Origin of the sequence: Natrarchaeobaculum sulfurireducens (assembly GCF_003430825.1) — an archaeon.
Classification (GTDB): Archaea; Halobacteriota; Halobacteria; order Halobacteriales; family Natrialbaceae; genus Natrarchaeobaculum; species Natrarchaeobaculum sulfurireducens.
This window is the reverse complement of record NZ_CP024045.1, coordinates 44,257-70,399: the sequence shown is the minus strand read 5'-3', so window position 1 is coordinate 70,399 and position 26,143 is coordinate 44,257. Positions and strand designations below refer to the sequence as shown.

The following is a 26,143-nucleotide window of genomic DNA, read 5'->3' as shown; positions in this document are numbered from 1 at the left end:
TCGCTCTTCTTTCGCTGCCGTTATTCTACGTTCAAATCAGCTCTATCCAAGACTCTCTCAAGTCCATCCTCTAATTCGGAGGCCTGTAGGATCTTGATCTCGGAGTCGCCCTGTTCCTCGAGAGGGGTAGTGTCTCGTTCGAGATCCTGGATGACGAGGAGGCCGTTCCATCCGCTTCCGAAATAGTCCTCCCCATCCTCATCCTCAAATACGAAATCATCATCGACTCGGAGGAAAGCTAGGTATTCCAGAGTCTCTTTGATCCCCGTCCTAATCGTGCCTGTATTTGTACTGTTCTTGACCTCGGTGACGAGGTATTCATAGGTTTGTGTATTAGGATCCCTGATTTCGAGGACTATGACGTCAGGCCTACTGGTATAGTTCTGGAATTTTTTGTCGAAGTATTGGTTCGAGATATCGTGAGCTACCTCCTGCACCTTCTCACTGCGGGACAGAGGGCGCTCCGTGATGTCTTCCTCGGTTACAAAGGAAAGATCTCTATCCGTACCTGCCTGATCGTAGTACAGCACTAGTTCCGGGTCACCATCGAACATGGCAACTTCTTTCCTATTCGATCGAATTGGCTTGAACTGAGCCTGCTGCTTACGGATAGATTCAAGGACAGATACGAATCGGAACAGGACGTATAGCTCGAACAGGGTTTCGTCATCATCAGGTGTGATAGCCGTATTGTTTAGCAGATCCTTGATCTCGCCCCGGTCTCCGGCAACCAGATTATCGTGAGTACGGAGTAGTTCAGCTGCTTCTTGATAGATAGGTTTTCGAGAGCTTTCCGCCGCTATGAGCATCCGTTCAGTTGGTTCGTAGTTTTCGGGAGAGCGGATTCTTCTGACGTGGACATTTCTATCTACTATCCGTTTCAGTTCGTCAATGAGGTCCTCCTCGCCTCGCCAGGTATCCTTCGCCCAGGTGTACTGCTGCTTGATGTACTCCTCTGCTTGGTCGATCGTGTTATATATAATTGATATCAGCCGTTTTAATACAAGGTTCTCTGGGGTGTCATAGTCCTCAGACCGGTTGTCGCAGACGAATAGTGAACTGTCTGAAGGATTCTGAGAGTATCGTTTCTTCATCGTCGCCCCCCAATTTATGTGGCCGTCGACGGTCCCTCTACGAGTCCGTGAGACAGTCTTCGTTTCTGTACTGATGCTTCTTAGCCGCTTTGGGAGTTTCTTGACGAATTTCACGACATCATCTTTCAGAACGAAGTGGAGGTTAAGCAGTAATCGGTAGTCCTCGAACCGTTCATCAAGGTCTCCAGGTTTGATCTCACGGGCGATCTGCTGCTCTTCGAAGGATCCAGCCATCACATAGGAGACGATATCCTGACTTAGCTGGTCGATGATCGTTTCCCTATTCATCGCCTTCAAAGGATACCTGAAGTATCTCTCTAGCCCCTTCTGTGATTTTGTCCTCGTTGACTTCCGGTGAGTCTTTGATACTGTTGACAATCTGCTTCCGCTCTGGGACGCCTTCTAGTTGCGGGAAGATGTAACTGATTACCGCGTTCGTGAGGCGTGGCTTCAACTCAGTATCAGACCGGGGGTACTGTGTTATCGTAGCGAGGATATCCTGTACGAGAGCGGGACCGATCGCCCAGCCGTCAACCTCATTATTAGCGTTCCTCCAGACACGGCCAACTGCGAGTAATTCGTCAGTATCCGCATCGATCCCGTCCCAGGTAGATTCGTACCCTTTCATGAGCTTTTGAAGGGCATCCTCCTCATCCGGGTCCTCCTCTTCTGGAAGCTCAGGGACATCGACGGGGATGAAGGAGAAACGCCGCATGAAGGCATAACTCATCTCATACAGTGAAGTCTTGTCGTAGGTATTCATCGTGGCAAAGATGACCCAAGACTCCGGCACAGCGTACTGGTGAGCACTCGGTAGCTCGTCAAGTTGACCAGCGGTTACGATCTCGACTTCTTTGCTGTTCTTGGTGTATGGTAGCTGGACGGATTGACCTGATAGAACAGTAAATAGCTGTCCGAACGCTTTGTCAATATCAGCTCGGTTTAACTCGTCAATCACAAGCGGTTCGTTCTGAGGAGTCTCAGTTTCTCTATCTCTGAACCGGTTGAGGACGATGCCTGGAGAGAAGGATAGGTCTCCATCTGTGTCCTCGTCTTCTTCAGGCATGTAACCGCCGACCGTGTCGAAGGTCGACCAGTCGGAGGTAGCCGTTGTCATCTGGGAGCCCGAGTACATCCAGGGAAATTCCTGGGCGATTTTATTGGTTACACGCTGTGCGATCTCTGTTTTGCCTGTTCCTGGTGGCCCTGTGAGGATGACATGCTTTCCAGCGTGGAGGGCTGCATGGATCTGGTCCAGTATCTCCTGTTCGCTGTCGGGGAAATAGAGTCCTTCCAGCAGATCGTCATCGAATGATCCCGAGAACTCGGTGTGGATGTTGATCGGCGGTGCTTCTCGGAGTCGGGATGCCATCTCTGCTATTAGTGCGATAGGACGGACGATTTCATCCGAACCATCGATATCGCTAAAGCGAGCTAAGGTGTCCTCAATAGGCATTCTTTCATCGAAGGCGGCGTGACAGATGCTGTGAGCGGTGGAAACATCGAGGAGGCCTGCTGTCAGAGATTCTATCTCCTTCTCGAGATCTGACTCGTCCTTGTCTGCAATACTATCGCTAGTTGTCCACTCTGACTGAGCGGCCAGCTAGCTAACATGTAGTGATGAAGGAAGCGGGTGAATCAGTTACCTGATTCATCCGCTGTCCGGATACATTCGTGATGAACATCCCCTTGCTCAAGGAAGTTCTCACAGATCCGGACGAGTTCATTTCGAACCGGCAACTCAAGGCTCTTTCTCTGGAGCTGCTCCTGTTGATTCCGATGCCGGGAATCGAGGGCTCGCCCCTCGATCCCGGCGACATCATGGAAGTCGTTCTTCGAGCCGCCGCTGGGACAACCTCTGTTAACGGCGTCACGACCAACACAGAGGAAACACCCAATAGAGAGCCCGTCATGGACTGGCTCCACACGATCCAGAAAGACCCGATGCTGGACGCCGTTAACGATATTCTCGCTACGCTGGTGATGACGGTTCTCGACCGCCGCAGGTCGAGAACCGTCTGTATCGACTTCATGGACAACCCTTTTCACGGAACTCCCAGAAGTGACGGCGAGACCAGACGGATGGCTGCTCGGGACGGGACTACCCAGTGTCATCGCTACTGCACAGCGTTCGTGATTGCGCAGGGAAAGCCGCTGACACTCGCGGTTGAACCGGTTGCTGGCGAAGATAGCAAGGCCGACGCGGTCGAGCGACTGCTCGCCCGCGTCGAGACGTATCCATTTGAGATCGACCGTATTCTCATGGATCGAGACGCCTACGTCGGGAAGCTGATTGGCGTCCTCCGAGAGAGTGCACCGCCAGTCTTCCCGGTTAAGACCGGGAAGGCGTCGATCCGAAAGAAGCTCTCCGTAACAGCGTCATACATGACCGAGGAGACGATTTGTGAGGGGAAAGAGCACGAACAGACGTTTCCGATGGCAGTGAACGTCACTTACCAGAACGGTGACCGTGGAAAGTCTGGCGTGAAGGCGACCGGATACGCGGCGTTCGGTCTGGAAGACCGGACGCCGGCGCAGGTTGCGACGATCTACAACAAGCGATCACAGATCGAAAAGAGCTACGAGAAGTTCCGTGAGGCGCGTGCACTGACGACAACACCGTCAACGACGATTCGTCTCTTCTACGTGGGTGTCGGGTTCTTGTTAGAGCAGCTCTGGCTGGTATTACAGTGGGCCGTGCTCGCCCGGCCACGCCGTGGCGGGCGAGCACTTCCCGTTGAGTTCACGTTCGGAGATGCGTTTCTCTACGGAGTCGTCCGGGAGTTAGACCGGGATCTGGGATGGAAAGAGAAGCATCGGACGAACGGTACCGGATTGCCACCTGGATGTGATCACGGACTCGGCTGAGCCGCCTCGCTTCTGGCGAAGCGAGGTCGGCTACTAGCGTCAGCTATCTTTCTCTTCGTCAGAATCTCTGGCAAAGTAGACATTATGCGACAGATTTCCATCTGTGTTCTGTCTCCTGGTCAAGTGATATACTGATTCTGCCTCACCCCTCGTCTATTTCCTCGGATCTGTACGTGGCGTGATCGGTACAGTGGACAACTAGCGACTATTCTCAAGGTTGTAGTCAAACTTCTCAACTGAACCGGTGTAGAAAACGCGGCTGAAGGACGCGACTAGGGGGTGATCTTCTCCGTCTTCATGTTCCTGCCACCACTGATCGTCCTCTTTCTTTTCATCGATGATGGTAGCACCTATGAGGCCTACTGGCTGTTTAGGCAGTTCCTCGTTTACTGTCTCTCTTTCTGAATAGAAGAATACGATATCACCAGATGAGAGGTCATCGTAGAGCTCCCGATCATCTTCTGAAAACGGAATTGCGTTGTACCTGGCTGAGGTCAGCCAATGATCTGGAGAGGCAGAAAAGGTGTATATGGAGGTTGAAGACTTGTTTTCGTGTATGTGTGTTATGAGTGGATGCTGGGGGCCGTCCTCTTCGTCCAGTAGTTCTTCGATGTCGATATCATCTCTCCATCTTGCCTCGACCTTTTCTAAAGCCGGGTCAAGGTACTCCTGCTGGTAGCCACTGCTGGGTCGATCTCGATGCTCCCAGAGTTCTCCTCGAAACTTATTCTGGATAGTATCGAGATTATCACCCCGGTCCTCCTTAACGATCTTCTGAGCGGTTTCTCTTCTCTCCTTTGTCGGATTGTCCCTCGAAGTCTCCTCAAGAAATATATCCACTACCCGTTCGATAATCTGTGCTCTTGCGCTGCTGTCACGCCATCCCTCAGGAAGGACATCATGTAGAATCCGCCGGATTTTGAAGAGCCTGTTCCGCATCAAAAGTGCATCAACCAAATGGTCCTCATCCACCGCAATGACGGTCTCGCCGCCTTCACCTCGTTCCCGATGATCCCGCCTTTGTGTAGATAGGCCCGTTCTGGCTGCCTCCTCGATTGTCTCTTCTTTTACGTAGGGCGTGTAGGGTTGGCTCTCCTCTGGTCCATAATCGTAGTATAGGTCATCGTCCCAGAATACGAATACCTCGTAGTCCCGGTTATAACCTCCTAGAATCGCCAGATGGTCCTCTGGGGGATCTGTGATAATATTCCCATCTTCGTTGGTCTTATCGAGACGAACATTTATTGTGTACCCATGCCCTTCATCAGCTATTCCGAGACCGTATAGGTAGAAACATATCTTGTTTGGAAGAGGATCTTCAAACTCTACTTTGAATGGTTGTTCCTCAATGCTGCTATGTGATATGATGCGATCGTGGAGTAGTTCAAGGATTTTCTCTCTGACTGTCCTCGAAGACAGGCTTTCAGACATTTACCAGTGGCCAACACAGGGAGACGAAATAAATGCACGTCAAGCGAGATCTGTGATGTAGCAGCAAGGATATCGCTCAATACGGGTTATAATTCGATGTACTCGTTTTCCCAGTTGCGTCGGGCTTCGATTTCTCGAGTTCCCCGCTTAGTTACCATGTAGACGTTGGTGCGTCGGTCCTTCTCTCCTTTCTCGACAAGTCCTTTCTTTACTAGCAGGAGGAAACGTAAATCCCTCAGGAAACGACTGTAAAAGGGGATCAGAATAATCATTTCAACTACAAAGCTTATACCGTCAGAAAGCCGAATGTTCATATGCCTATAGACGTTGATTCGGAAGCTTGGAACTCAGGTGCAACACATGATCGCTTGAGTGTGTATATTGCCCACCGACTATTGATGGATCATTCTGAAAAAGCGTATACCGTTGAAGAAATCACAGATTGGGTATTAGAAGAATACCCTGATATAATCCCCCAATCCCTCCGTGATGATGACAACAGAGACGGGGCAGTAGCTCTCGTCGGGTCAGTGCTTGATCGGTTAGACCGGCGTCGGTTTGTTACGTGCAAAGCAATAGAAGAGGATGATGGAGGAGTAAACCTCTACTACAAGAACTCAGAAAAAGAGCCATACTATCCAAACGTCAGACTGAACCATGAAGTACCAGAGCGCTTTGAGGAAGTGAAAGAGGATGTTGAAAAATTAGAGGAACGACTGAGCAATTTAGAATACCAGTCCCGAACTGGAGAAAGTACTTTGTAATCCTCTTTCCCTAACATAAAAGGGGCTTTGAAGCACGATTTCCAAGTCTACCCACCTACCGACCTCCCGTTCCGAGTGTAACACGCGCCCCCGTCACTGGCGTGATCCTGATCCACAACGACGAGAAGAGAGGAAGTTTCCATGACCTCTCCTTTCAGACATAGATCGACAACACTCCTGTATAGTCGATAGGACTGCTGAAGATATTCCTCGAGTACTTCAATGATCTCGAACAACAGTGTCCGTCATACATCGACCATTTCCTCCTCGACGATGTCGATGATCTCTTGAGCAGTCGAGCTAATGCGCTCGAGTCGATCGAGGATCGTCTCCGGTTCGTCACCTTCCCACGCAGCGAGGTAGAACGCTGACCCACTCGTGTCCAGCTCAAAATATCGACCGACGATGTAGCCAACGGCTTCGGCCTCGAGCTCGCGTTTCGATCGTTCGTCTTCAGTATCGGAACCACCGTGCAACAGCGCGTGACTGTACTCGTGAACGAGTGTGATGGCAAGATCGGCCTCGTTTTCACGATCACGGATTTCTACGAGTGGCTGCTTCCCCAGACGATACTGACAGACGCCCTTGGCGCTGCCATGAGACCACGCCCGAGGAGGGACGACATCTACATCTACCTCAAGTGCGGTCGCCGCCTCGAGGAGTGCTGGCACCAGTTCATCGGCATTACCGTTTGCCTCTGTCTCGAGTTCCGGAAGTGGTTCTCCCTCAGTCTGCGATACATCGAAGACCGGCGCTGGCCGAAAGCCTACGAGTCCCTTCTCCCACTCGTCGGGTTTAGTGTCATCGTACTCGCAGTCACTCCGTCCGTGGTATGATGGTGAATTCTCGCATTCAGGGCACTGTCTCGCGATGATCGGTGCCCAGATCCAGATCGCCTTCTCACCCTCTTTCACATGCCGGTCGAACTCGTTTTGCCACGTTCGATAGCCGGCGACCTTGATCGCGTGTGGACATTGTAACTTTATCAACAAAGTGTTCCGGTGAGAGTAGTCGTGGAATCGACTCTGGACGTCGAGCCACTCTCTGAATTGCTCGCTCGAAACAGCGTCGTCAACCTCCTCAACGAGGTCCTCAAGCCATGTTTCGATCGTACTGTGCATCTCGTCGTGCCGGGTATCCGAATCGTCGAACGTTTCCCGGGTGCTACTGCTCGTAACCATGATCGAGTCACGCTTCTCGAATCGTTCTCGAGAAGACCTCCACCATTCAGTGGGTTCCAAAAAACACGCCAACAACGAGCAGCCGCAAAATCGCTAGTCAGCAAACGTTGGAGTTTCCACTTTGACCGGTGCGTCGTCTGGTGTCCCACTCTTGTTCAAGAGATATTCTGGGTACGCATCGTACGCTGTCCCGATCAGCAATGCTTCGACCTCTGCGAGTGTAGCGGGTGTTTGATGCGGACTGCTGTCTGCCTCACTATTCCAAGCATAGACCCAGAGGTAGGTCTGTTGCGACAATGTTCGTGAGTCTGGTTCGAAGAGCGCTTCTACCCAGTGTTGTTTGCGCTCGTCTTTGCCGGTGAGTGCCATCGAGAGTTCCCCAACGTGCCAATAGTTTCCGTCACCCCATCGTGCAAAGCTTCGTGTCGCGTTCCGTTCGTAGGCGATTTCTGTAAAATTCGAGCTGAGTTCTCGCTTCTTTCCGTACGCTTCTGCCTTACCGATGTAGCGAGGTACAATATCAGCTGATGTCGCAGTCGAAGCAGGCTCCTCGAGTTGGTACATCACGTACAACAACCCGTCGCAACCCTCCTCACGGATGCCGTTTCGAGTAACACACTTTTGGCCTTCACGGCGAATCCGTGCATCGATCTCAACAGAGCGCTGGAGTATCTCACTATCGCTTGTTCGAACCTGCAAATCGTCGTTCACTTCGAAAAGTGGAATTGGATCCGATCTCGTATCGCTTTGTATGTCTGCTAAGATGTACTCTTTTACCCATGCTCTCCAGCACTCGGCTTTCGTCGTGAGACCGGCCTCTGTATTTGGATTGTAAGTCTCCGATTGTACAGACCCAGACGTTATTTCCTCTGCTACCCATTCGGGGCCCGCTTTTCCGATTTCGTGTAGAATCTGATTTGGAACGAACTCGCGATTGGCGAAGATGCGCTCGTACTGGGACTGTGCGTGAACCAACCCAACGAGTTTTGCCTCGAGTTCCTGGCGATAGGTCTCATAGCCATATGGACCGTACTCAAGATCGTCGACGTCGATAATCCAGACGTACAACGGATCGTCTGCACGTTCTGCAACGGCTGCGATCTGATCGTATTTCGAGAAGCCTCCCCACTGGTCGTTCTCTTCCCACTCTGTGATGGGGAGTGAATCGCGAATCTTTCGAGAGTGTTGCCCAATTCGTGAGCTGATGTTACTTGATTCTCCCACATACACCGGGACCACGCTTTGTGCATCTGTGACTGACCCCTCCAAGAGGTATATGAGATAGAGGTAGTCACCGTCGTTCTTTCCCCACTTGTAGCTCCCTAGCTCACTGCTCGTTTCGAGTCCGTTGTCGGTCGTCTCGAAAAGTGGAACTGGATCTGGTTCCTCAGAAGAATGGAGATCCTGTAAGAGCGTTTCCTCAAGCCATGACTCCCACAACGCTGCTTTGCTCATTCAGTACACAAGGTTTTTGACTGATAGATAAAATATAATTCTGTTTAAATCTACAACCATTGATACACCTAGGCTTCCTCTGGTCAGTACAGCAGCTACGGAGCATACGGCGTTATCCTTTTCAAAATTTTCGCTAAAATTGTCGATACCAAAGGTATTTTTATTAACAATTAGCGAGCTAGTCAAATCATGGTGTCTAATGAGACCCTGTTGATGTTTGAGGAGGACGAACGAAAACCGCTTGACAAGGATAGAGAACGTACCTTTCACAAGGGGTGGGAAGATGCATTGGCAGACGGCCCGTATAGTGAGGGAACGTTCAATAAGCTAAGCTGGCAAAATCTAGGCAATCGGTTGGGTTGTCTCTTTGGCGATGTGCCTGATGAAATGCGAGATGAACTAATGTTTTGGGCTGAACGTCAACGTCGACTTGACTGATAAATTGGCTGCACTCTGGAGTGAGGATCAAATGTAGAGTTGTTAAGACCGAAATTATTTACTTTTCTATGTCTATACAAACATGATAAGACTGTGGCATCGACAGAAAAACGACGATGGCGGTATGCAACCGAATCCGAACTTGAAGATAAGATTCGGTCTAAAACCCTGCCAAGAGTTGAATCTGCGCTTTTTGATCCCGTTAGCTCTGATTGTCCAAATGAGTGTTTATGCCATAATGTCGACGAACGACGGATCGCAGAACTACTGAAACAGTTTGCCGATGGGTCACTCCGAACTGATGCGGTCTATGTCCTTGAGTGTCGCCAACGGACAGTCACTGAAAAAGTACTCCGCGAAGAATTCCATCTTCAAACGAATCGAAGCTGGGCACATCGAGCACAAGAAAAAGAGCGTCTTCTATATGTCGGTGTGACCCAAGCGGCTGCGACTCGATTAAAGCAACACGCTGCAGGTCGAGGGCGAGGGGCTAACTTCTCACAGATCTTCCCAGCTAGCCGGCTGCTTTCAGTTGATTGGTATGGTTCGACCTCTGAAGCTTATCAAGCTGAGTCAATCACAGCTGATGTCCTTGATGAAGCGACCAGTGATGATGTGTACGTATCGCAACCAGGGTAATGTGGGCGGTTTGATCCGGATAAGATCTCTGTTCAACATCGAATCATCCCGTCCCATAGGAGACTGAGTTAGTGACTGTTATTTGAGTATGTTCATTGTAAGCGAAAGCCCGGCAGCGCAACGGCTGTAGGCCGTGAGCAGCCCGGAACGTGGAGGTGGTGGGCGGTGGCGGTGACCGTACGCATCAGCAAAAAAGGGGCTACGAACGGCTATTCCCACCACGCGTCACGCTCTGGGAAGACGACCTGTGACCACCGGGTGAGTGCGATCGAACATCGACCGTTGTACCAGTTCTTCGCTGCGGCCCTGAATCGCACCCGTTCGCCCTCGTCGACCAGCGGCTGCTTGCTCTTCTTCCAGACGGTGAACTTCGTTCGTCCCGTCTCATCTTCGATTAGCCCAACCTGCTGCTGACTCGAGCAGGCAGGCTCCCACAGTTCGATCACGCACCCTTCGACACTGACCTCACCGCGATTGATCTCCTCGAGTTTGCCGATCGGGACGATCGTTCCTGCCTCGTCGAGCAGCTCTTCTTTTGTCTCCATCACGGCCTCGAACATGTCCGCACCCTTGAGGACGCGGCTGGCGATCCGCTTCGCGATGACCGCCCGACTGTAGCCACCTTGGACGTCGTCGGCCAACCGCTGTGCCTGTTGATTGACCGCTGCCAACTGCTCGCGCTCGAGCTTCTCACGGGGATCGATCCGGCTTTCCGACCGCCGCTGCTCACGACGCATCACTTCGACTTTCTTTCGGGTTCGCCACGCCCGCCCCTTCTGCTGACCGAACTCGGCCTGAGCACTGATGTGCTCAAGTTCTTCTTCTCTGGCTCGAATGCGCTCTTCCTGGGCCAGGGTCACGCCGTAGATCCGATCCTCGCTTGTATCGACGATTCCGTCTGGGTGGTTTGCATCCACCTTCGCCTGAATCTCCATCTCAACCGTTGCCCGGAACTCCGGGGTTTCGTCGATGACGTACTCCGCGTCGGGGTCGCGCTCCGCTCGAGCGTCTGCCTGTTCGTATGCCTGTTCATCGACCGAAACGACCTTACTGACTGAGTTCTCACTAGACATTGGAATCCTTAGTTCCAAAGACGCTCACTCGGCGTCTTTTCCCAACACCACGACTCTCCAGCCGTGGCTCTCGACGTTGACCGACTCATCCACCATGTGCGCTCTCGCTCGCGCCTTCGCTCGCGTCCCCCTGGGGCGCGAGCGAGAGCGCCTCTGGAGAACATTCAACCAGCACCGCGCGTGGTTCTGCCGAGCTAAGCGAGGCAGAACTCGAGGCGCGAACGGAGTGAGCGACTCGGCGACCCGCCCGGAGCGAGCGGCCAGCACACAAGCCGATTTCGTGTCCGTCGAGCGACCACCGGAGCGAGACGCAACCGAAAGCGCGCTTGGTGCTGGCGTCGAAACCAGATGCCCGGCAGGAACCGCACCGACTGGAGCGGAAGCCCGCCCGGAATGGTCGGTCGCGAGCGAAAGAGGCGCGACCACCGGGAAGCGCCTCGAGACGAGCGGCGAACGCAGTGAGCCGTGAGCATGCGGAGGGCGGCAGCGACGAGCGGGGCGGGCCGTAAACGTAGAACAGTCAATTGCTTCAGATAGCCCCCAATCAAACCACGTGGGTGGGATCGAAAGGGGCTGACGCGTTGAGCGAACGCGGAGCGTTCGCGATGCTCGGAAGGCGCTTGCGCCTTCCGTTGCTCGGGGAACCCCGACGACACAAGCACCGCAACCGTGTGAGGAGCGCAGCGAGATCCTCACGAGTGAAACGAGCGAAGGCCAGCGAGACGCGTGCGTCTCGCCAGGCGCGGGACTCAAGCGCGACAGGGGCTTTTAGTGTCTACGTGTCGGTTTTACCTTGTCAGTATAGCCTGTTGCATCTTCAAAATCAGTTCGCACGACGTGGCAGGGTAGCCGCTGTTCAAGCGACCGAGGACAAGATCGGGTAGATCGATCGTGGTTTACCTGACAATAGCGGTCGAGTTGTGTCTTGATTCACCGCTACTGGTCGAAGTTTCGTCATGAATTGAGCCGCCTGAGAGCGACGCCTCTCAGGCGGCGATCTGTTTTTCGGACAGGTGTTTGCTTCCGTCAGATCAACCGGCTTGGCGAGCGTATCAGCCCTGGTTTGCCCTGACGTTTTGCGGTCAGTGAGGCTGCAACCAGTGCCACCGCAGAGAGAACGACATGAGTTTCGACGTTGTTCTTCTTGCGCGCACGGACTCGGTCAAGACCGGTAAACGACTTCAGACGCGAGAAGACTCGCTCGACACCTGCCCGCAGGTGTCGATGCATTCGCTCCTTGATCGCCTGAAAAATGTACGTCTCCTCGACGCTTCCCACCTCGACGCCGTATTCCGAGAGCTGTTTCTGTGGGAGCCGCTCAAGGGCATCGTAGGGACTGTCGATCTCGTCACCATACTCCTTGAACAGCTCTTTGATCTCCTTCTTGATCGCTTTCAGCGGTTGGCTATTGTCAGTAGATAGTAGCACGATCTCTTTATTCAGAATATCCTGGGAATGAATCAGGTGAACGGTAACTATGTGGAGGGCATCATACAATTCATCTCATGCCACGAGCTTGGTTCGACCCGGGTTTTCACCCTGTTCGTAGTTCGTGATGGCGACGATTACTCGGAGACACAGCTCAAGATACGTTTGTACCCGCGCATGGGCGCGGCCTCGGGAGCGAAGCGTCCCGAGGCCGCAGTCTGAACACGCTCCAAACGTTCGTTCAACTTGCGTTCGACGCTTGTAGGTCTCAGCGAGGATCGAACGCTTGAGCGTCACATCCTCTGTAAATTCGCTGATTCGGTCTTCAACGCGGTATTCGATATCAAGCGGATCAGTGGTGTTTCGTGCGCTGTACGGGGCGATCGGCACGACTCCTGCTTCCAGCAGGAAGTCGTGCCAATCGAGGATGTCATAGCCACTGTCCCAAGCATCCAAATCGGATACTTGGCCGCGAGCTCGTCACACGTGACGCGCATTGCCGTCTCCTTCGAGGCTTGTTTCGCCTGCGTAAACTCCGTTGCAATCGGAACCTTTGGCCCTGCGGAAACGATCGTGAGGCCGAACCCGTAGTAGTACTCTTCAGCCGTTGGATCGTAGTTCCACGAAGCGTCATCGTTCCACGCGAGGGGCTCGAGATCGGTCGAATCGATTCGGAAGGTAGAGTCGAGCAGGCCGCGAATAGCGGCCTGTTCGACGAGGTGACTGAACACGTCGTCAACGACGAGGCCGAGATCAGTGAGAAACCGATCGACCGCGTCTCTTGACGGCGGTCGATTGAACCCGCAGCTGAGCCAGACGGCCGTATTTTGGAGTTCTCGGGTGACAGGACGAGGGCCGTAGATCTCCTTGTAGTAGCAGTGAAGAAAACCTTTGAACAATTCTGGCGGATAATGATCTCGTGTTCGCCCCCGAGCGGGGGCGAACACGTCATACTCACTGAGAAAGTCAAAGTCGAGGGATTCGAAGAGCGGAAGCGTCTCGACTGCCACGAGATCAAAGAACTCGTCTATCCAAGGCTCATCTTGCAGGGTCGCTGAACTCATTCCACCTCAGCGTTCACCCTGCTCTTTGGTATGCTAACTGTTCTATGACACCCTCTCCTTTATATTAATAGCGGGTATGGCTTAAGACCCTTCAACAACCCTGATTTGCTTTCCGTATACTGATATTAATTAGCCAAACCCAAACTCCGAAAAAATAACTCCCCTTTGTGACTCTACAAATTCTATGGGGCTTGCCCCCTGAGCCGATTCACGGCATTGGGTGTTCGAAAATGCGCTCGTCTGTGTCCTCACACACTGCTACAATTACTTCATGAGTACTACAGCAGGATTCAACTGTTTCTTCGCTGAGCACGATCTCGCCCTCAGTCGTTGGGTAGGTATCAAGGAATAATCGAAGCCCGTTGAGAAGCTCTCCTTTTTTGTCAGGTTTGTATTTGTCCCAATCCTCATCCCGTGATCGTAGTATCCGAGAAGAAGCAACGTCAGCAATTAAAGCAGCTTCAGATGGCCATTGGCCAACGACCCGTTTATCACGCTTCAAGCGACGAGTTTGATCATCTTCTTGAATCGTGAATTCGTCGTTCTCTATGTTGAGGTCTAGTGCTGCTGCAACATCTTCTGCTGTGAAATCCCCATTACTGAGATCACTTATCTCTTCAACCCATTCTGATTCGAAGGCTTCTGCTATACACAGATCGTCTTTATTTTCGCATTCTTCTACAGCCCCCATTGAAATGAAATATTCTTCTGGAGATTCTGTAGGCATTTTCATCGTGTCAGAGTCATCTTGAGTATCGTTATTGGTTGTTGAGGGCGTGGTTGAACTAGTATTGCTGGTTTCGAGACTTGAGTTATCGCTTGTAGTTAAACCGTTCCGTATTTTGGGTTCTGAATCCTTGCCGAACAACTGGAGGACTGATGCTGGCATATACCGTTTTGTGAGGGTTGGTGTTCCTGGGATGAGATACCCTCGAAGGTAAATTAACAAGAGGGAAACGCCTATCGACGCTATTCCTGCAAGTTTCGATTTCCGGCTAATGATTGCTCCAATCACACCTGCAATTATAATGTTCACTACTGTGCACGCTTCACATCGATTTTCTCCGGTATATTCAGGTTGATGCAATTTCTCAGTTAGCTTTTCTCTCATCAACTGATGTTATTTTCTGAATACTTATTGGGTTATCGGTCGGCTTACTAAATCACATATTGATATATACACCACATGTTGAGTATTAGCCCAATATATGAGCAAACCACCAATAGAACTACCCATACTAACCTGCTTTGGGTGCTCTATAGTGGTGATTCAGTCATCTTTGCGTGTACGTGCGTGAAACTGAGAGACGGATCCACGAAGCTCGCGATGGCAGATAAAGACGCCCACAGGAACGATCTCAATGAACTGGACAGGGGCTCGATGAATTGTGTCACTCAATCTGGTTCCATTCCCGACTTTTCCACGATCAGATCTCCGGGTGTTTTTCCATTTACGCTTTGAAGTCGTTGTCCACGTTAACCGTGATACTGGACATACAGAAACCTATGGGCTCACAGAATATTGTGCCTTCCGGTGTGTCCAATGTTAAACGCTTCGAGCCCACCGCACCAGGTGGACGAGAGAGTTCAACTCGAGGGAATACAAACAGCAATCGGCACCGCTTTCGACCAATTTCCGATTCCAAAGAGGAGTAATTACTTCTAATGAATGCTACGTCTCACTCTCTTTGGACATTCCCAGAGGAATAAACTTCCCAAAAAAGAGCTTGAACAACAGAAGCATCCAAGTTGTATAAAACACGGTAACGACTATGACTCTCTCTAGAGTTTGTGGGCTGTACTCGGTATACGGAAGAGCCAGCATCAGAAGGCCGGTCATTAGCATCGCTCCAGCTAATGCCACAATGATTTTCCCCGTCTTTGATGCGAACTCCTTCGGAGTACTCCAGCGTATGCTTTCCTGACTCATATCTATAGGTTACACCTGCACCAACTTAATATATGCGGTCAGCGTCAGTTAGCGAAGTTTGAGAAACCAGCGAGTCATTAAGTTAGTCTGGGATGTTGCTCACAGGATGCTCAGCGAGTGGGAAGCGGTCGCTCACAACGTTTTAGATGATCCACCTGTACACGGGAATCACGATGTTCGTATACTGTTTTAGCTCACAAAACAGAATCACGATTAACATTCAAAGCGTGTAGAAATGGTTTCACACGTTAAAAAAGCGTGTTGGTAACTCTTTTGCATCACGAGACGGCGAAGCCTACTATCTCACGGATGATGTTATCTTAGACGGGGACTTGGTCACCTAAATCGTCAGCCAAGTCACTCATGATATCTGCGGCCGCACTTGCCGTGCAACCAGCCACATTGGTACAGCCGATGTCTGCCAAGATAGTTGCGATCGGTACAGCAGGGAAGCCGAGGCACACAAAGAGGATACAGACAGCAAGAAGCGGCCCTGTAGCAGTAGCAGCGGCACAGGGCAGGCAGCTAACTGCCTCGATGACACAGAAGACAACGTCATCTTGGTCGCAGGATGACTGTGTTCCAAATTCTCCAGAACCGCCGGAGAAATGCTCAGTATCGCGGTCAGTCACCTCTAATCCAGATTTAGCGGCAGTCAAGCCGTTACCTTCCGTTGCAATCTGTGCCCCAGCATCCTGAGCAGGTGCCGCCTGAATGCGATCATATCGACGATCTTCGCTGTCGACATGAGTGATCGTGACTTCGCCAGTGTCCGGCTGGACTGCTACATTCGTGTTCTCATGATCGAGCTCATCCGTATCGATGGAGCTGAGGAATGCCTCGGACTCTTCATCAGTAGCAGTCCGGATCAGAACCGTTTCATCGTCCGTTACCCTCAGCCGTGCTTGAGTTCCTTCAACCCAATCAGAGTCCACACCACGAACCCACTCGTCGAAATAGAAACTTGCGGCGTCTGTCTGTCCTGGTGGGCGAGTAAGAGCTGTCCCATGATTTGCAGGAATAGCGACAATGCCTTCTTCCCCTCCAATTGCGCGGGCATCTTCCAAATGGAACTCAAGATCGGGGATTTCTTCTTTAAGCTTTACTATCCTATCTGATTCCATCAATCGATCGAAATCAAATGAAGCTTCTTCCGGGGTTGCACCAACCGAGCTTGCCATCCCAATGAGGGATGCAGACCCAGCAGCCGCAGCATTTCTTAAAACTTTACGTCTATTGAGGTTGCGATCATCTGACATTGCGTCTACAACTAATAATTTCATTGGATATAAATATTTTCACTAACTAATACATCGTGTTGGCTCTGGTGAATCGCCAGACTGCGTCCAGTTGATCCGTTATAACTAGGGAGTTGAAGCGGGAAACGGCGGATGCCCTATGTCCAAGATTTCCCGCTTCACTGGGAAGGTCGTGTCGCTGGCTAAAAGTGCTGTTGATGGCCGAGGCGAATCCGCCGCCCCGCAGGGTGGCGGCGGATTCGCCGACTATGCCGTCGTTTCGCTGCATTGTCTGCGGATTTATCTGAACAAATCCTACCGCGAAGCGCTTGACCTCTTGAGCGAGATACCACAAATATTGGCTAAGATAGGCCTCAACGCGGCGGATCTCCCGGATCACTCGACGCTAGTAAAGGCGTTTGATAGGATCAAGATGGCAGTCTGGCGAGTGATGCTGCGCCTGTCGGCGCAGCTTCACGGCCCATCTGGTCATGCAGCGATGGACGCGACGTTTTTCGACCGCGAAAACGCGAGCAAGCACCACTGCCGACGAACGAATTACCGCGTGCAGACGCTCAAGACCACCACTCTCGTCGATACAGCATCACAGGCTGTCCCCGACGTTCACTGCACGACCAGAAAACGTCACGACACCCAGATCGGCTGGCAACTCGCCCGCCGCAACGCGGGCGAGTTACACAGCCTCGCTCCAGACAAAGGCTACGACTGGCAGCGCTTACGCGAGAAACTCCGGGAAGAGGGCGTAAGACCGCTGATAAAGCATCGAGAGTTCCGCCCCATCGATCACGCGCATAACGCGCGGATCGATGAGACACTCTACGGCCAAAGAGCGCTATCTGAAACCGTCTTCTCGGTGATCAAGCGCACGCTCGGCGACGCCGTGCGTGCGCGAGCCTGGTATCGAGAGTTCCGTGAAATCGTCCTGATGTGTGTCGTCTACAACATCAAGCGTGCCATCAACCAGTGAAATCAACCTCCGTATGGCGATTCACCACGGCCGCAAACACAAAAACTGAAATTTATGCAGTTCTGAATTAAAACTGTCCTCCACGTATGCGTGTCTCCTACCAACATGCGAACGTTCACAGCGGCAACGAGTCGACGCTCCTACGCTTCACCACTGAGGATGGCACGCGTGCGTGTGTTCTCATTGATGCTGGCGATGGTGTCGATGTCGAATCCATGCTCGGCGACGACGAGTATCTAAACGCAATTTTGCTTACCCACGCACACATCGATCACTACCGAACACTCGCGAGAAACGTTCAACACAGCGCCCCGATTTACATCTCACCCGCGACGGCGACGATCCTCGAGCAGGCGTTACCTGAAGCCCAAAAGGACAACGACCTCGGCGACATCTCGGTTGCGCTCGACGCTCTCGAACCGATCGACGAGTGGACGTCGATACTCCCCACGCTCGAGGCCCGACCGGTCGTGGCCGGTCATACTCCTGGTGCTGCCGGATTCGTACTCCGATTTTGCGACGAGAACTCGAGTGACGACCTTCTCAGCGGCGAACAACACCTCCTCGTTACCGGGGATTTCACGGCGCGACCGTGCGCCGGGTTTCCAGGGCTCGAGACCGCGTACCCGTTCGATATCGACTGTGTGTTGCTAAACGTCTCGAGCGACGATTCGTACACGACCGCGCTCAACGAGTCACTCGAGACAGTGCTCGAGCGTGCGTTCGCCGGTTCGCGAGTCGTGGTCGCAACGAGTTCGCTCACCGGAGTTCACTACGCGACGATCCTCGCCCACGTTGCAACGGCGCTCGAGCGCGAGTTGCCGATTACCATCGTCGGGCAGGCCGCCAAACTGTACAACGCACTCGAGTACGACGAGCTATCGGTCACACCTGTCGAAGTGTTCGAGCGATCTGCGGAGGTACTCGAAGCTGGTGGCGTGACGATTACGGGCCCGGAATCACCCACAACCGGGAGTTCCCATCGACTGCTCGAAACAATTGGCGGCGATCCAGGAGCGTTGTTTCTCCAACTCGCGACAGGGAACGGTGACGGCATCCCGAATACCCAGTGTACGACGCGGTCGATTCGGTTATGCAACCATCCCACACTCGAGACGATCGACGACGTCGTCCGCTCACTCGCTCCGATCGAGGTCGTGATCAAACATGCAAGAGGTGATACGCTCAACCGGTTTCAACGCCGCTTCGATCGGTGTTTCACCTGGGGGACGAATGACCAGGACGTCCACCGACTCTACGAAGATGGGCGCTGGAACGCCCCTGGGTGGATCGCAGAAGCGACTGCGAGACGAATTCGAAGACGCCATTGGGAGGCGGTCCAGGAACAATCTCTCAAGGCTGATACCACGCTGGATGTCAACCGACGCGAACCGATCACTCTCGAGGCCGAAGGCGTCAACCTCGACGCCCTCGAGGCAACGTTTGCACGGACTGCGGCAGATCCGTATGCGTCGACGGACTCCGACAGTGTGGCATCTGACACTGAAACGCTTCCTGCAGAAACGGAATCACTCGAAGAACAGTCGCTTGAGGCAGAACTCCTCGCTCGACTCGATGCGATCGACGCGAAACTCGAGCGTTCGGAGGAGACAGTCAGGGCTCGTGTGTTAAGTGGGGAAGAAGGCGATCACTTTCTGCACCTTCTGGATCCGGCGGAACTCGAACCTGGGGAGATTATCGAACTAACGCTCAAGACAGATCCACGCAGCGAGTAACCCTGTTCGGTTCAAATCCAAAGTAGAGGCTCTGTTGAAACCCTCGGTAGATGACAAGAGTTGACTGCTGAATAGAGGGCGCGAATGTCGCACGAGATGTGATTCAATCTGCGATGGTAGTGAGCAGTCAGTATAGGCGACAGACTTAACGAATGTTTTCCTGAGAGTAATTGATAGAACCATTACCCGATTACTTATCTGGTTGACACACCTTGTTTAGAGTACAGCATCCGAAATCACATAGTGTGCGTCCGCTCTAATACGCAGTGGACGATTTGACGACGGCGTGCCGCCGTCCATTCCCGTGGATTCTCACGTGGTTCGCATACCAGTCCATACGTGTGCTGCAACAAGCGAACTACAAAAATGGAAAACCCACAATCAGGACAGACTGTTATGACGAACGATCTGCTAACTATCTGTGCCACTCAGTACTGCCGTCCTATCCTCTCGTATTTCCGGAATTCGTCGGAAGATACTACACAACTCACTGCTCTCATTGACCATCTCGAAAAGGAGGCTCATGGCGGCAGAGAACAAATATCTGGGCAGTTGTATCATAGTGATGTCCAAAGTGATTTACCGGTCTGAATGCAACGAGATGTGATGGGTCGTCTGGACGATATCTCTATAGAAGAGCTTCACGAGCTTCGAGAGCAGACAGAGGGAGAGATTCCACGGGAGCGAGTGCTTGCGGCGATCGGCCGCAAGCAGGGCGACAAGATCGCGACGCTGGCTGAACGTCACGGGGTTGTCGAGAAAACCATCCGTAACTGGCTCGATCGGTTCGAGGAAGAACCGATCGAGCAGGCACCCTACGACGACCCTCGACCGGGTGGACCATCGAAACTCACCGCTGACGAACGCGAGCAGTTGGAAGAAGCTCTCCAGCAGCCACCGACCGAACTTGGCTACGAGCACCAAGCGTGGTCGCCAAAGCTTCTGCTTCACTACGTCAAAGAAGAGTTCGACGTTGAGTACACCGAAAGCCACGCGCGATATCTCTTGCACGAGGCCGGGCTGTCCTGGCGGACAGCGCGGCCTCGCAATCACGAAGCCGATCCCGAAGAAGAAGCCGAATTTAAAGAGACAGTCGAAAAAAACGGCCCGAACTGAGCGAGAAGACTGTCGTTGTCGTTGATCAGTTCACCAAGCGAGTCGGGACGGTTCAACGACGTGGGTGGTATCCGATTGGCTCGAATCCAACAATAGAGACCTCGAACTCTTGGAAGAAGGTGACAGTGCTCGGCGCTGTCACCGACGACGGTGACAGCTTCTACTTCTGGACGGAAGAAAACCTGAACAGATTTCACGGGATTCGGCTGTTAGAAGCGTTGAAAGAGAAGTTTGGGGAGGAGTTAGTGGTATTTCTTGACCGGGCAGGGTACTTCTATGCACGGGATCTGTGGGAACACGTTAGTGGTGAGCGGGCGACCGAAACTGTCGGAGACAGTTCGGTCGCCTGCGTGCGTGGAGACGGCCTCGAAGTGTGGTACTTTCCGTCGAAACTCCCCGAGCTGAACCCTGTCGAAGGTTGCTGGGATCAGCTAAACGAGTGGTTCAAACATCGGTTGATCCCAGATCTCCCGAGGCTGAAACAACATCTAGCGAGAGGAATCTCACAGATCAACGAACCAAACATCTGGAATTATCTGTGTCCCTGATGAACGGTAAAAATACATCTGCATCACTATCACTCAGTGCTCCCTCGACTGACCGAGATCGGGTATCTTGAGCATGACAAGAGAAGCAATAGAGTGCGGTATCATGGCCATCCTGAATTAGAAGCACTGGCAGTTGCTATTGCAAACCGATAACTCGTTTTCAGTCTGATTTGAGGTGGGTGTGTCGTTCAGTTCGTACGTGTGATGAGAGGAAGGTTCACCGCTTTCGGCGGGAAACAAACAGGGTCGTCGTGCTGCATCCACTCTCTCTATGCAGCAGGCCGGTTCTGACGTTCTCCGGATAGGTTGACGAGCGTCTGCTGAATCTATAGCGCGAATGGGTCCTAGGATGGCGGTTGTCGTAACGAGGCGCAGTTCCGTCCATGGTGTTGTCCGTCAGCTGAAGTAGATCACTCACGTAAGGCGACGAGGCGACTGTCTCCCGTTACGGCGTATAGCGTCGAGTCCGTAGCGGCAAGCTGGACGGGCCGGATTGAATCTTGCTTCCAGAGACGTTCACCGGACTCGACATCCAGTGCGACCAATGGGTACCCAGCATACACTGTTTCGTTGGCAGCAATCGCGCTGGCGTGCCCGCTCACGTCAGCCGTCCATCGTTGACTACCGTCAGATCGTATCGCAAGGAGGGGCCCGTCGCTCGTCGCGGACGGCGAGACGATCAGGCCGTTCTCGGTAACTGTGAGCCGGTACGGTCGGTAATCGAGGTCGATTCTGTGTCGTTTCTCTCCTGCGGAACTGTAGAGCACCACGTCTCCATCGTCCGCAGAGGGTTGATACTGTAGGTCACAGATTTGATCCTCCATAATCACAGGCTGGCCCGATTCCGTGGGATACTCACTCTGTGCCCGCCACCGCTCCTCGAGTGTCCGACCATCAACATCGTACCTGACGAGAATCCCCGAAGAGGCAGCATATAACGAATCGCCAGCTGACGCCATGTTTCTCACCCAATCGTCGCGCCCACGCACGATTTGACCAGTGTCAGCGTGGAGCACCCAATACCGATTCCGACCTGCGACGAACACGTATCCGTTCTGCTCGTGAACGCCTCTGATTTGTTGTGAAACGGTGGTTCGCCATTGCTCGTCTCCATCGGGTGAGCGAGCCACCAGCTCCGGTGCCTGAAGATCCCAGTTCAGCTGATATAAGCGTCCATCGATGTATTTCAGTCCGGCGGAGCCGTCGATATGGTGTTCCCACCGAAGCTCTCCGTCATTGGCGTCGAGTGCCCACAGTCGATGCCGCGTTGCGAGATACACGGTGTCATCGGCGACGACGAGCCAGCCATCGCTGAGCGCCTCGTCGAGATCGCGTTGCCAGTCGATGGAAGGCTCGGTTCGTGGTGCCGTTGAGTGGGGGTTGTGTCGGCATTTCTGGGGGCCATAATCTCGTTCGGCCCACATTCCCTGTTCGGGGCGCCAGTCGGGGGCAACACGGCGCTCCGGTGGACTGTGACGGATGTCGCCGACACGTTCTCGAGCGGTAGTACAGCCGGCGAGGCCGACAGTCGCGGAGGATGTGAGCAAAAGAATCCGGCGGCGGCGCATGGGGGACACGATTGACGATTGCTATCCCATAATAAAAAGATTCAGGTGCGTTGATAAAAACATACGAAATGTTCCCTGATTCTACTCAATGACTGCTGTGTCGTTCGAACTTGAAAGGAAACGCAATCTAAATCGATGATCTTCCTCTTACGAGGTCGGGTTCGCAAGCGCATACTTCCAACAGATTCAGCTGATTTTGAACGAACAAAACAGACACTGCGTGCTGAACTTATGCTCTGTGTGCAGCACGACAAAAGGAATTTATCACCGCTTGAGGATTTCAACAAGGCCAAAGTAGGCATATCTACTCACTTTGCTCAAATTAACCGCATCGAATCACCGGAATCATTTCCGATGATGTCTGTCAATCCGTAGACGGAGATCACATCAGTATAGCCTTGTGCGGTGACCGCGTTTTCGATCCCTTTTCGGGCAGGCTTATCATCGGTCAGTACGACCACACGCTCTGTCGATCGATCTCTAACGTACTGGATGGCTAGTCCTGCGAGAATTGCATCCGTTTTTTCGACCTCATGTTCGGGCTTGCCGGTTTCGTTCGCGATCGTTCTCGTGGCGATATCGCTTGCTGCGACGGCATCTCCGTCTGTCGGCGGTGGTGCTTCGATGATTTCGGCCCATTCTTCATCAAGAGCTGTCTGTACGCGATCCGTCTCTGAGCCACCAAGCTCTCCAATAACGCGCTGAGGAAGTTTGCACACGACACCGGCGTTCCGGACAGCACTCCGAAATCGGGCGTATTTCGGGTTCGATGGGTGACCGATCGCAAAGAAGACGTTTGCGTCGACGAGGACGTCTTGTTCGGAAGAGAGTAGATTGTCTTGGCTCATCCAACGTCCTCACTCGTGGGAATCTGACTCTTTGGGGGCACCATCTACCTCGTCAAGAGAAGGAAGGTCCATTTGGTCGTGGACATCCGGAAACAGATGCTCGAAGAACGGATCGTGGGTTCGGCCCACAGTCAGCGCTGGCTCGAGCGCGTAGATGATCATCATTGCTTCGGTCTCGCGAACGTCGATATCGGTGGCGACCATCCGTTGGGTCGTCTTCCCTGCGAAGTGTAATCCTGCACCTCGCAGCGCAGCGATGAGTTTGCCAGCACCGTAGCGGTCCATGAAGTACTCGACATCCTCGTCAACTTCCTGCATCGCAAGTGCGTGCAAGACCGTCGGCGTGATGACGATGGGGACGTACTGCTCGACGATGATGATCGGATCGGCCGTCAATTGCTGCGGACGTGTCGAGTCATCTCGATCGACGAGACCGAGGTCGACCAGCTGGTCGGCGTATTCGTAGGTCGTCGATTTCGATAGCTCGAGACCGTCCATAATCTCCGGCGGCGAAACGGGCCCCCAATAGCAGACGTAGACGTACACACGAGCCAGCGCTGGCTGATTGAGGAGTTGAACGACTGTCTCGAGGCGAGGTGCGTTCTGGGCAAGCGCTGCCGGGTCGAGCGTCTCTTCGTCCATGATGTCTGTCGGTGGTGGGTCTAACGCGTCGATTCCACCATCGGGACGAATGCGATCCGTATCGGTCATACTCGTTTGTTCGAAGTCCATGTACTTCAGACTACCGCTGGCTCTTCTCTACTTCTGGGAGACTATTTCTGGCGGAATTGCTAGATCGGCTTGAAAACAAAGTGGTCACACCGATACGTTGTGTCGAGAGACGGATCGGATGTCTCTGGACGAGATCTCGATAATCGGCTTACGAGTTCCGTTCGGAGTTCTTCTCGGTGGAGTGTCTCGGTGTACCAGCCGAGTCGAGCATCGTGGTGTCGCTTCAAAAAGAACTCTCCTGTGGAGTCCGCTGCAGTATACTGAGTTCGCTTTTGACCCCAGAGATGTGACGACCGGTACTCAGCGCCGATATTTTCGTGTGTAAGCTCAACGAGTACCCATTCGACAAAAGAGATGATTGACGTAGTGCTTCGATCATTTGGAACGAGGAGTTGAGGAACGTCGTCGGCTTCCCAATCTGTGCGATTTCGAAGCGCTTCTGACTCACTGCTAACTGGTTGTGATCTCTGAGAACTCATGGTTCAGAGGGAGAATTCTGTGACTCCCTCGCCCCTCCAGGGAGCAAGAAACACCAGTTACCCCACACACCAGACAATGGCCTTTTTGTGGGGTAACTAACCGGAATTCGATGGACACGCCGAGTCAACTGCTTCGAAACAACCGCTTCATGCGACTACGGACGGATCGCTCATCTACAAGTTGATCACGAATTTTCTCCAATTCCTCCTCTCGCTGATCGAGGAGCGTACGCAGCTCGTCACGCTCTGCGGTGAGCATCTCTAGTTGCTCACGTTGCTCAGCGATGGTCCCTTCGAGTTCATCGACTCGTTGCTCGAGCAGTCGGTTTTTCTCCTCGAGGTAGGTCTGCTCAGGCCTCGAAGCATCGTTCTGGACATGGCCCTCGAACGGAGATTCGACTCCAGTTTCCGTCGTCTTTCCTGAGCCAGTTGCTGACGGATCGTAGAACTCGTCCGTTGCACCGATAGCCCGTTCGATCGTTTTCTCACCGTACGTCGACCCATCCGCATAGTGAACCTCGTCCCACTTTTCGCGGATCAGTCCAGACTGTCGAAAGAGATGGTCCATCCGTGTGCGATCCCCACCGGTCCAGAATGCAAGCAAACAACACAGCGCCATATCGGCTTCCGACTTGCTGTCGTAGCCAGCTGTGGATCCACGCCACAGTCGATCGAACTTCTCCCCGTTGCTCGCCGACCGTGCTTTCTCTAGGAGGTCCTCATCCTCGAGTTCCAGTGACTGATCACGAGTCCCTGTGTTCGGTGGATCGGCATCAACAGTGTCAGCCGCGCCACTCACCTTGGATGCGATGAATTCCTCGTGAACCTCCTCGAGTGCCTCCTGGCGCTCGTTGATCGACGCCGGTGTTCCGTCGACGTGGTCTGCGGTCACCGTAAAGAAGCGAGCTTGATCGTACATCTCGATCGAGCCATGCCGGTTCCGACCATCGGGAAGGTCGCCCTCGAGGATTACGTGATATCCCGTTCCCGACGGGGAGACTTCGGTGAACGAATCTAGCTGTTCGATGATCGACGGCGCCGGCTCGAGTGGTTCGCCTGTCTCAGGATCGCGGCAGTCATCTAAGTCCACACCGACCAGCGGATCCGTCGCCGTGAAGACGAATCCGATCCCATCAGCTGCACCACTCGTCGCGTACTCGAGCGCTCGCTCGAACACAGTCCACGTCCGGTCGTCCATCGTCGATGCAAAGTTTCCTGTCTCTGGATCGACTGGCACTTTCGTTGTCTTCCCATCGCGATCCTCTGCTCGCCAGCAAATCCACTGGGCTCGTTCGATGAGCGCTTCCGGAATCGTCCCCCCATTAATTGGTGCTTCAGTCTCACTCATTGGTTCTCACCTACAGATTTGACTCCGCACTTCTCTGGAGTCAAACAATTCACCATCTCGACTATTCTACATTGTGAGTTACCCTGACCAACGGGGGACCCCTTCTCTATACTAGTTGGTTTTTGCCGTAAGAATCGTGCCTGGGTCCGGAAAAACGCATGACGTGAACGTCTTACG

Annotated in this window: 22 protein-coding genes and 2 pseudogenes; 8 read left to right on the top strand and 16 right to left on the bottom strand. The window is 53.0% G+C overall.

Translation table 11 applies throughout. The features are described from left to right. Positions 1 to 20 precede the first annotated feature (20 nt). Both AArc1_RS00260 and AArc1_RS00255 read right to left on the bottom strand, forming a co-directional pair. Complete coding sequence (locus tag AArc1_RS00260) at positions 21 to 1,382, bottom strand: hypothetical protein (protein ID WP_117362381.1); 1,362 nt, start codon at positions 1,380 to 1,382, stop codon at positions 21 to 23. Then, entirely contained in the window at positions 1,375 to 2,550 is a 1,176-nt protein-coding gene (locus tag AArc1_RS00255; protein ID WP_228442291.1) for an AAA family ATPase, read from the bottom strand. The genes AArc1_RS00260 and AArc1_RS00255 overlap by 8 nt, the downstream gene beginning before the upstream one ends. Positions 2,551 to 2,771: 221 nt before the next feature. Here AArc1_RS00255 and AArc1_RS00250 point away from each other — a divergent pair, with 221 nt between their 5' ends. Then, positions 2,772 to 3,962, top strand: coding sequence for an ISH3 family transposase (locus AArc1_RS00250; RefSeq protein ID WP_117362380.1), 1,191 nt, complete (start codon positions 2,772 to 2,774; stop codon positions 3,960 to 3,962). A 198-nt stretch (positions 3,963 to 4,160) separates the two neighbouring features. On the opposite strand, the gene AArc1_RS00245 is transcribed toward AArc1_RS00250, so the two are convergent. Both AArc1_RS00245 and AArc1_RS19225 read right to left on the bottom strand, forming a co-directional pair. Then, positions 4,161 to 5,393: a hypothetical protein gene (locus tag AArc1_RS00245; RefSeq protein WP_186336576.1), complete on the bottom strand. Its 1,233-nt coding sequence runs from the start codon at positions 5,391 to 5,393 to the stop codon at positions 4,161 to 4,163. Positions 5,394 to 5,479: 86 nt separating this feature from the next. Next, positions 5,480 to 5,608, bottom strand: a pseudogene (locus AArc1_RS19225) (PadR family transcriptional regulator); the annotation flags it as partial. A 99-nt stretch (positions 5,609 to 5,707) separates the two neighbouring features. Here AArc1_RS19225 and AArc1_RS18410 point away from each other — a divergent pair. Further along, positions 5,708 to 6,157 (top strand): hypothetical protein, encoded by a 450-nt coding sequence (locus AArc1_RS18410; protein ID WP_133412307.1) that lies wholly within the window; start codon positions 5,708 to 5,710, stop codon positions 6,155 to 6,157. Positions 6,158 to 6,402: 245 nt separating this feature from the next. On the opposite strand, the gene AArc1_RS00235 is transcribed toward AArc1_RS18410, so the two are convergent. Together AArc1_RS00235 and AArc1_RS00230 are read right to left on the bottom strand one after the other, a co-directional pair. After that, a complete protein-coding gene (locus AArc1_RS00235; protein ID WP_117362379.1) occupies positions 6,403 to 7,338 on the bottom strand; it encodes an ArdC-like ssDNA-binding domain-containing protein in 936 nt (311 codons plus the stop codon). A gap of 93 nt (positions 7,339 to 7,431) precedes the next feature. Next, positions 7,432 to 8,793, bottom strand: coding sequence for a GIY-YIG nuclease family protein (locus AArc1_RS00230; protein WP_117362378.1), 1,362 nt, complete (start codon positions 8,791 to 8,793; stop codon positions 7,432 to 7,434). 531 nt (positions 8,794 to 9,324) lie between these two features. On the opposite strand from AArc1_RS00230, the gene AArc1_RS18795 reads away from it, so the two are divergent. Next, positions 9,325 to 9,870 carry a GIY-YIG nuclease family protein gene (locus tag AArc1_RS18795; RefSeq protein ID WP_133412306.1) on the top strand — a complete coding sequence of 182 codons (546 nt, stop codon included), beginning with the start codon at positions 9,325 to 9,327 and terminating at the stop codon, positions 9,868 to 9,870. A 209-nt stretch (positions 9,871 to 10,079) separates the two neighbouring features. Here the strand turns inward: AArc1_RS18795 and AArc1_RS00220 are convergent, their stop codons facing one another. From AArc1_RS00220 to AArc1_RS00195, 6 genes and pseudogenes are all read right to left on the bottom strand, one after another. Then, a complete protein-coding gene (locus AArc1_RS00220; RefSeq protein WP_117362376.1) occupies positions 10,080 to 10,943 on the bottom strand; it encodes a DNA-binding protein in 864 nt (287 codons plus the stop codon). A gap of 1,026 nt (positions 10,944 to 11,969) precedes the next feature. Continuing rightward, positions 11,970 to 12,371: a transposase gene (locus AArc1_RS00215; RefSeq protein WP_228442290.1), complete on the bottom strand. Its 402-nt coding sequence runs from the start codon at positions 12,369 to 12,371 to the stop codon at positions 11,970 to 11,972. Positions 12,372 to 12,446: 75 nt separating this feature from the next. Then, positions 12,447 to 13,435, bottom strand: a pseudogene (locus AArc1_RS00210) (transposase). A gap of 208 nt (positions 13,436 to 13,643) precedes the next feature. Beyond that, entirely contained in the window at positions 13,644 to 14,546 is a 903-nt protein-coding gene (locus AArc1_RS00205) for a hypothetical protein (RefSeq protein WP_117362375.1), read from the bottom strand. A 561-nt stretch (positions 14,547 to 15,107) separates the two neighbouring features. Beyond that, positions 15,108 to 15,365 (bottom strand): hypothetical protein, encoded by a 258-nt coding sequence (locus tag AArc1_RS00200; RefSeq protein WP_117362374.1) that lies wholly within the window; start codon positions 15,363 to 15,365, stop codon positions 15,108 to 15,110. A gap of 320 nt (positions 15,366 to 15,685) precedes the next feature. Next, positions 15,686 to 16,624 carry a hypothetical protein gene (locus AArc1_RS00195; RefSeq protein WP_228442289.1) on the bottom strand — a complete coding sequence of 313 codons (939 nt, stop codon included), beginning with the start codon at positions 16,622 to 16,624 and terminating at the stop codon, positions 15,686 to 15,688. A 139-nt stretch (positions 16,625 to 16,763) separates the two neighbouring features. Here AArc1_RS00195 and AArc1_RS00185 point away from each other — a divergent pair, with 139 nt between their 5' ends. The 4 genes from AArc1_RS00185 (at position 16,764) to AArc1_RS00170 (ending at position 20,991) form a co-directional block, all read left to right on the top strand. Then, entirely contained in the window at positions 16,764 to 17,591 is an 828-nt protein-coding gene (locus AArc1_RS00185; RefSeq protein WP_117362373.1) for an IS5 family transposase, read from the top strand. Positions 17,592 to 17,677: 86 nt separating this feature from the next. Beyond that, positions 17,678 to 19,327, top strand: coding sequence for an MBL fold metallo-hydrolase (locus AArc1_RS00180; RefSeq protein WP_117362372.1), 1,650 nt, complete (start codon positions 17,678 to 17,680; stop codon positions 19,325 to 19,327). 606 nt (positions 19,328 to 19,933) lie between these two features. Next, the gene (locus AArc1_RS00175; RefSeq protein WP_117362371.1) at positions 19,934 to 20,443 is read left to right on the top strand and encodes an IS630 family transposase; all 510 of its coding nucleotides are present in this window, start codon (positions 19,934 to 19,936) and stop codon (positions 20,441 to 20,443) included. Beyond that, positions 20,440 to 20,991 carry a transposase gene (locus tag AArc1_RS00170; protein WP_117362370.1) on the top strand — a complete coding sequence of 184 codons (552 nt, stop codon included), beginning with the start codon at positions 20,440 to 20,442 and terminating at the stop codon, positions 20,989 to 20,991. Before AArc1_RS00175 ends, AArc1_RS00170 begins: the two co-directional genes overlap by 4 nt. A 410-nt stretch (positions 20,992 to 21,401) precedes the next feature. On the opposite strand, the gene AArc1_RS00165 is transcribed toward AArc1_RS00170, so the two are convergent. Further along, positions 21,402 to 22,271, bottom strand: a complete 870-nt coding sequence (locus AArc1_RS00165; RefSeq protein ID WP_228442298.1) for an outer membrane protein assembly factor BamB family protein — start codon at positions 22,269 to 22,271, stop codon at positions 21,402 to 21,404. On the opposite strand from AArc1_RS00165, the gene AArc1_RS19725 reads away from it, so the two are divergent. After that, positions 22,200 to 22,364, top strand: coding sequence for a hypothetical protein (locus AArc1_RS19725; RefSeq protein ID WP_228442299.1), 165 nt, complete (start codon positions 22,200 to 22,202; stop codon positions 22,362 to 22,364). The genes AArc1_RS00165 and AArc1_RS19725 overlap by 72 nt on opposite strands. Positions 22,365 to 22,876: 512 nt before the next feature. Here AArc1_RS19725 and AArc1_RS00160 read toward each other — a convergent pair. The 3 genes from AArc1_RS00160 to AArc1_RS00145 form a co-directional block, all read right to left on the bottom strand. Beyond that, on the bottom strand, positions 22,877 to 23,407 hold the full coding sequence (locus AArc1_RS00160; protein ID WP_117362368.1) for a hypothetical protein: 531 nt from the start codon (positions 23,405 to 23,407) through the stop codon (positions 22,877 to 22,879). Positions 23,408 to 23,416: 9 nt separating this feature from the next. After that, on the bottom strand, positions 23,417 to 24,139 hold the full coding sequence (locus tag AArc1_RS00155) for a DUF7437 domain-containing protein (RefSeq protein ID WP_117362367.1): 723 nt from the start codon (positions 24,137 to 24,139) through the stop codon (positions 23,417 to 23,419). A gap of 603 nt (positions 24,140 to 24,742) precedes the next feature. Then, positions 24,743 to 25,966: a phage NrS-1 polymerase family protein gene (locus AArc1_RS00145; RefSeq protein WP_117362366.1), complete on the bottom strand. Its 1,224-nt coding sequence runs from the start codon at positions 25,964 to 25,966 to the stop codon at positions 24,743 to 24,745. Positions 25,967 to 26,143: the final 177 nt, after the last annotated feature.

Coding starts and splice junctions, on each gene's coding strand:
- AArc1_RS00260 (WP_117362381.1), bottom strand. CDS start 1,382: ATGAATAGGGAAACGATCATCGACCAGCTAAGTCAGGATATCGTCTCC.
- AArc1_RS00255 (WP_228442291.1), bottom strand. CDS start 2,550: ATGCCTATTGAGGACACCTTAGCTCGCTTTAGCGATATCGATGGTTCG.
- AArc1_RS00250 (WP_117362380.1), top strand. CDS start 2,772: ATGAACATCCCCTTGCTCAAGGAAGTTCTCACAGATCCGGACGAGTTC.
- AArc1_RS00245 (WP_186336576.1), bottom strand. CDS start 5,393: ATGTCTGAAAGCCTGTCTTCGAGGACAGTCAGAGAGAAAATCCTTGAA.
- AArc1_RS18410 (WP_133412307.1), top strand. CDS start 5,708: ATGCCTATAGACGTTGATTCGGAAGCTTGGAACTCAGGTGCAACACAT.
- AArc1_RS00235 (WP_117362379.1), bottom strand. CDS start 7,338: ATGGTTACGAGCAGTAGCACCCGGGAAACGTTCGACGATTCGGATACC.
- AArc1_RS00230 (WP_117362378.1), bottom strand. CDS start 8,793: ATGAGCAAAGCAGCGTTGTGGGAGTCATGGCTTGAGGAAACGCTCTTA.
- AArc1_RS00220 (WP_117362376.1), bottom strand. CDS start 10,943: ATGTCTAGTGAGAACTCAGTCAGTAAGGTCGTTTCGGTCGATGAACAG.
- AArc1_RS00205 (WP_117362375.1), bottom strand. CDS start 14,546: ATGAGAGAAAAGCTAACTGAGAAATTGCATCAACCTGAATATACCGGA.
- AArc1_RS00200 (WP_117362374.1), bottom strand. CDS start 15,365: ATGAGTCAGGAAAGCATACGCTGGAGTACTCCGAAGGAGTTCGCATCA.
- AArc1_RS00195 (WP_228442289.1), bottom strand. CDS start 16,624: ATGTCAGATGATCGCAACCTCAATAGACGTAAAGTTTTAAGAAATGCT.
- AArc1_RS00185 (WP_117362373.1), top strand. CDS start 16,764: ATGTCCAAGATTTCCCGCTTCACTGGGAAGGTCGTGTCGCTGGCTAAA.
- AArc1_RS00180 (WP_117362372.1), top strand. CDS start 17,678: ATGCGTGTCTCCTACCAACATGCGAACGTTCACAGCGGCAACGAGTCG.
- AArc1_RS00175 (WP_117362371.1), top strand. CDS start 19,934: ATGGGTCGTCTGGACGATATCTCTATAGAAGAGCTTCACGAGCTTCGA.
- AArc1_RS19725 (WP_228442299.1), top strand. CDS start 22,200: ATGGTGTTCCCACCGAAGCTCTCCGTCATTGGCGTCGAGTGCCCACAG.
- AArc1_RS00160 (WP_117362368.1), bottom strand. CDS start 23,407: ATGAGCCAAGACAATCTACTCTCTTCCGAACAAGACGTCCTCGTCGAC.
- AArc1_RS00155 (WP_117362367.1), bottom strand. CDS start 24,139: ATGGACTTCGAACAAACGAGTATGACCGATACGGATCGCATTCGTCCC.
- AArc1_RS00145 (WP_117362366.1), bottom strand. CDS start 25,966: ATGAGTGAGACTGAAGCACCAATTAATGGGGGGACGATTCCGGAAGCG.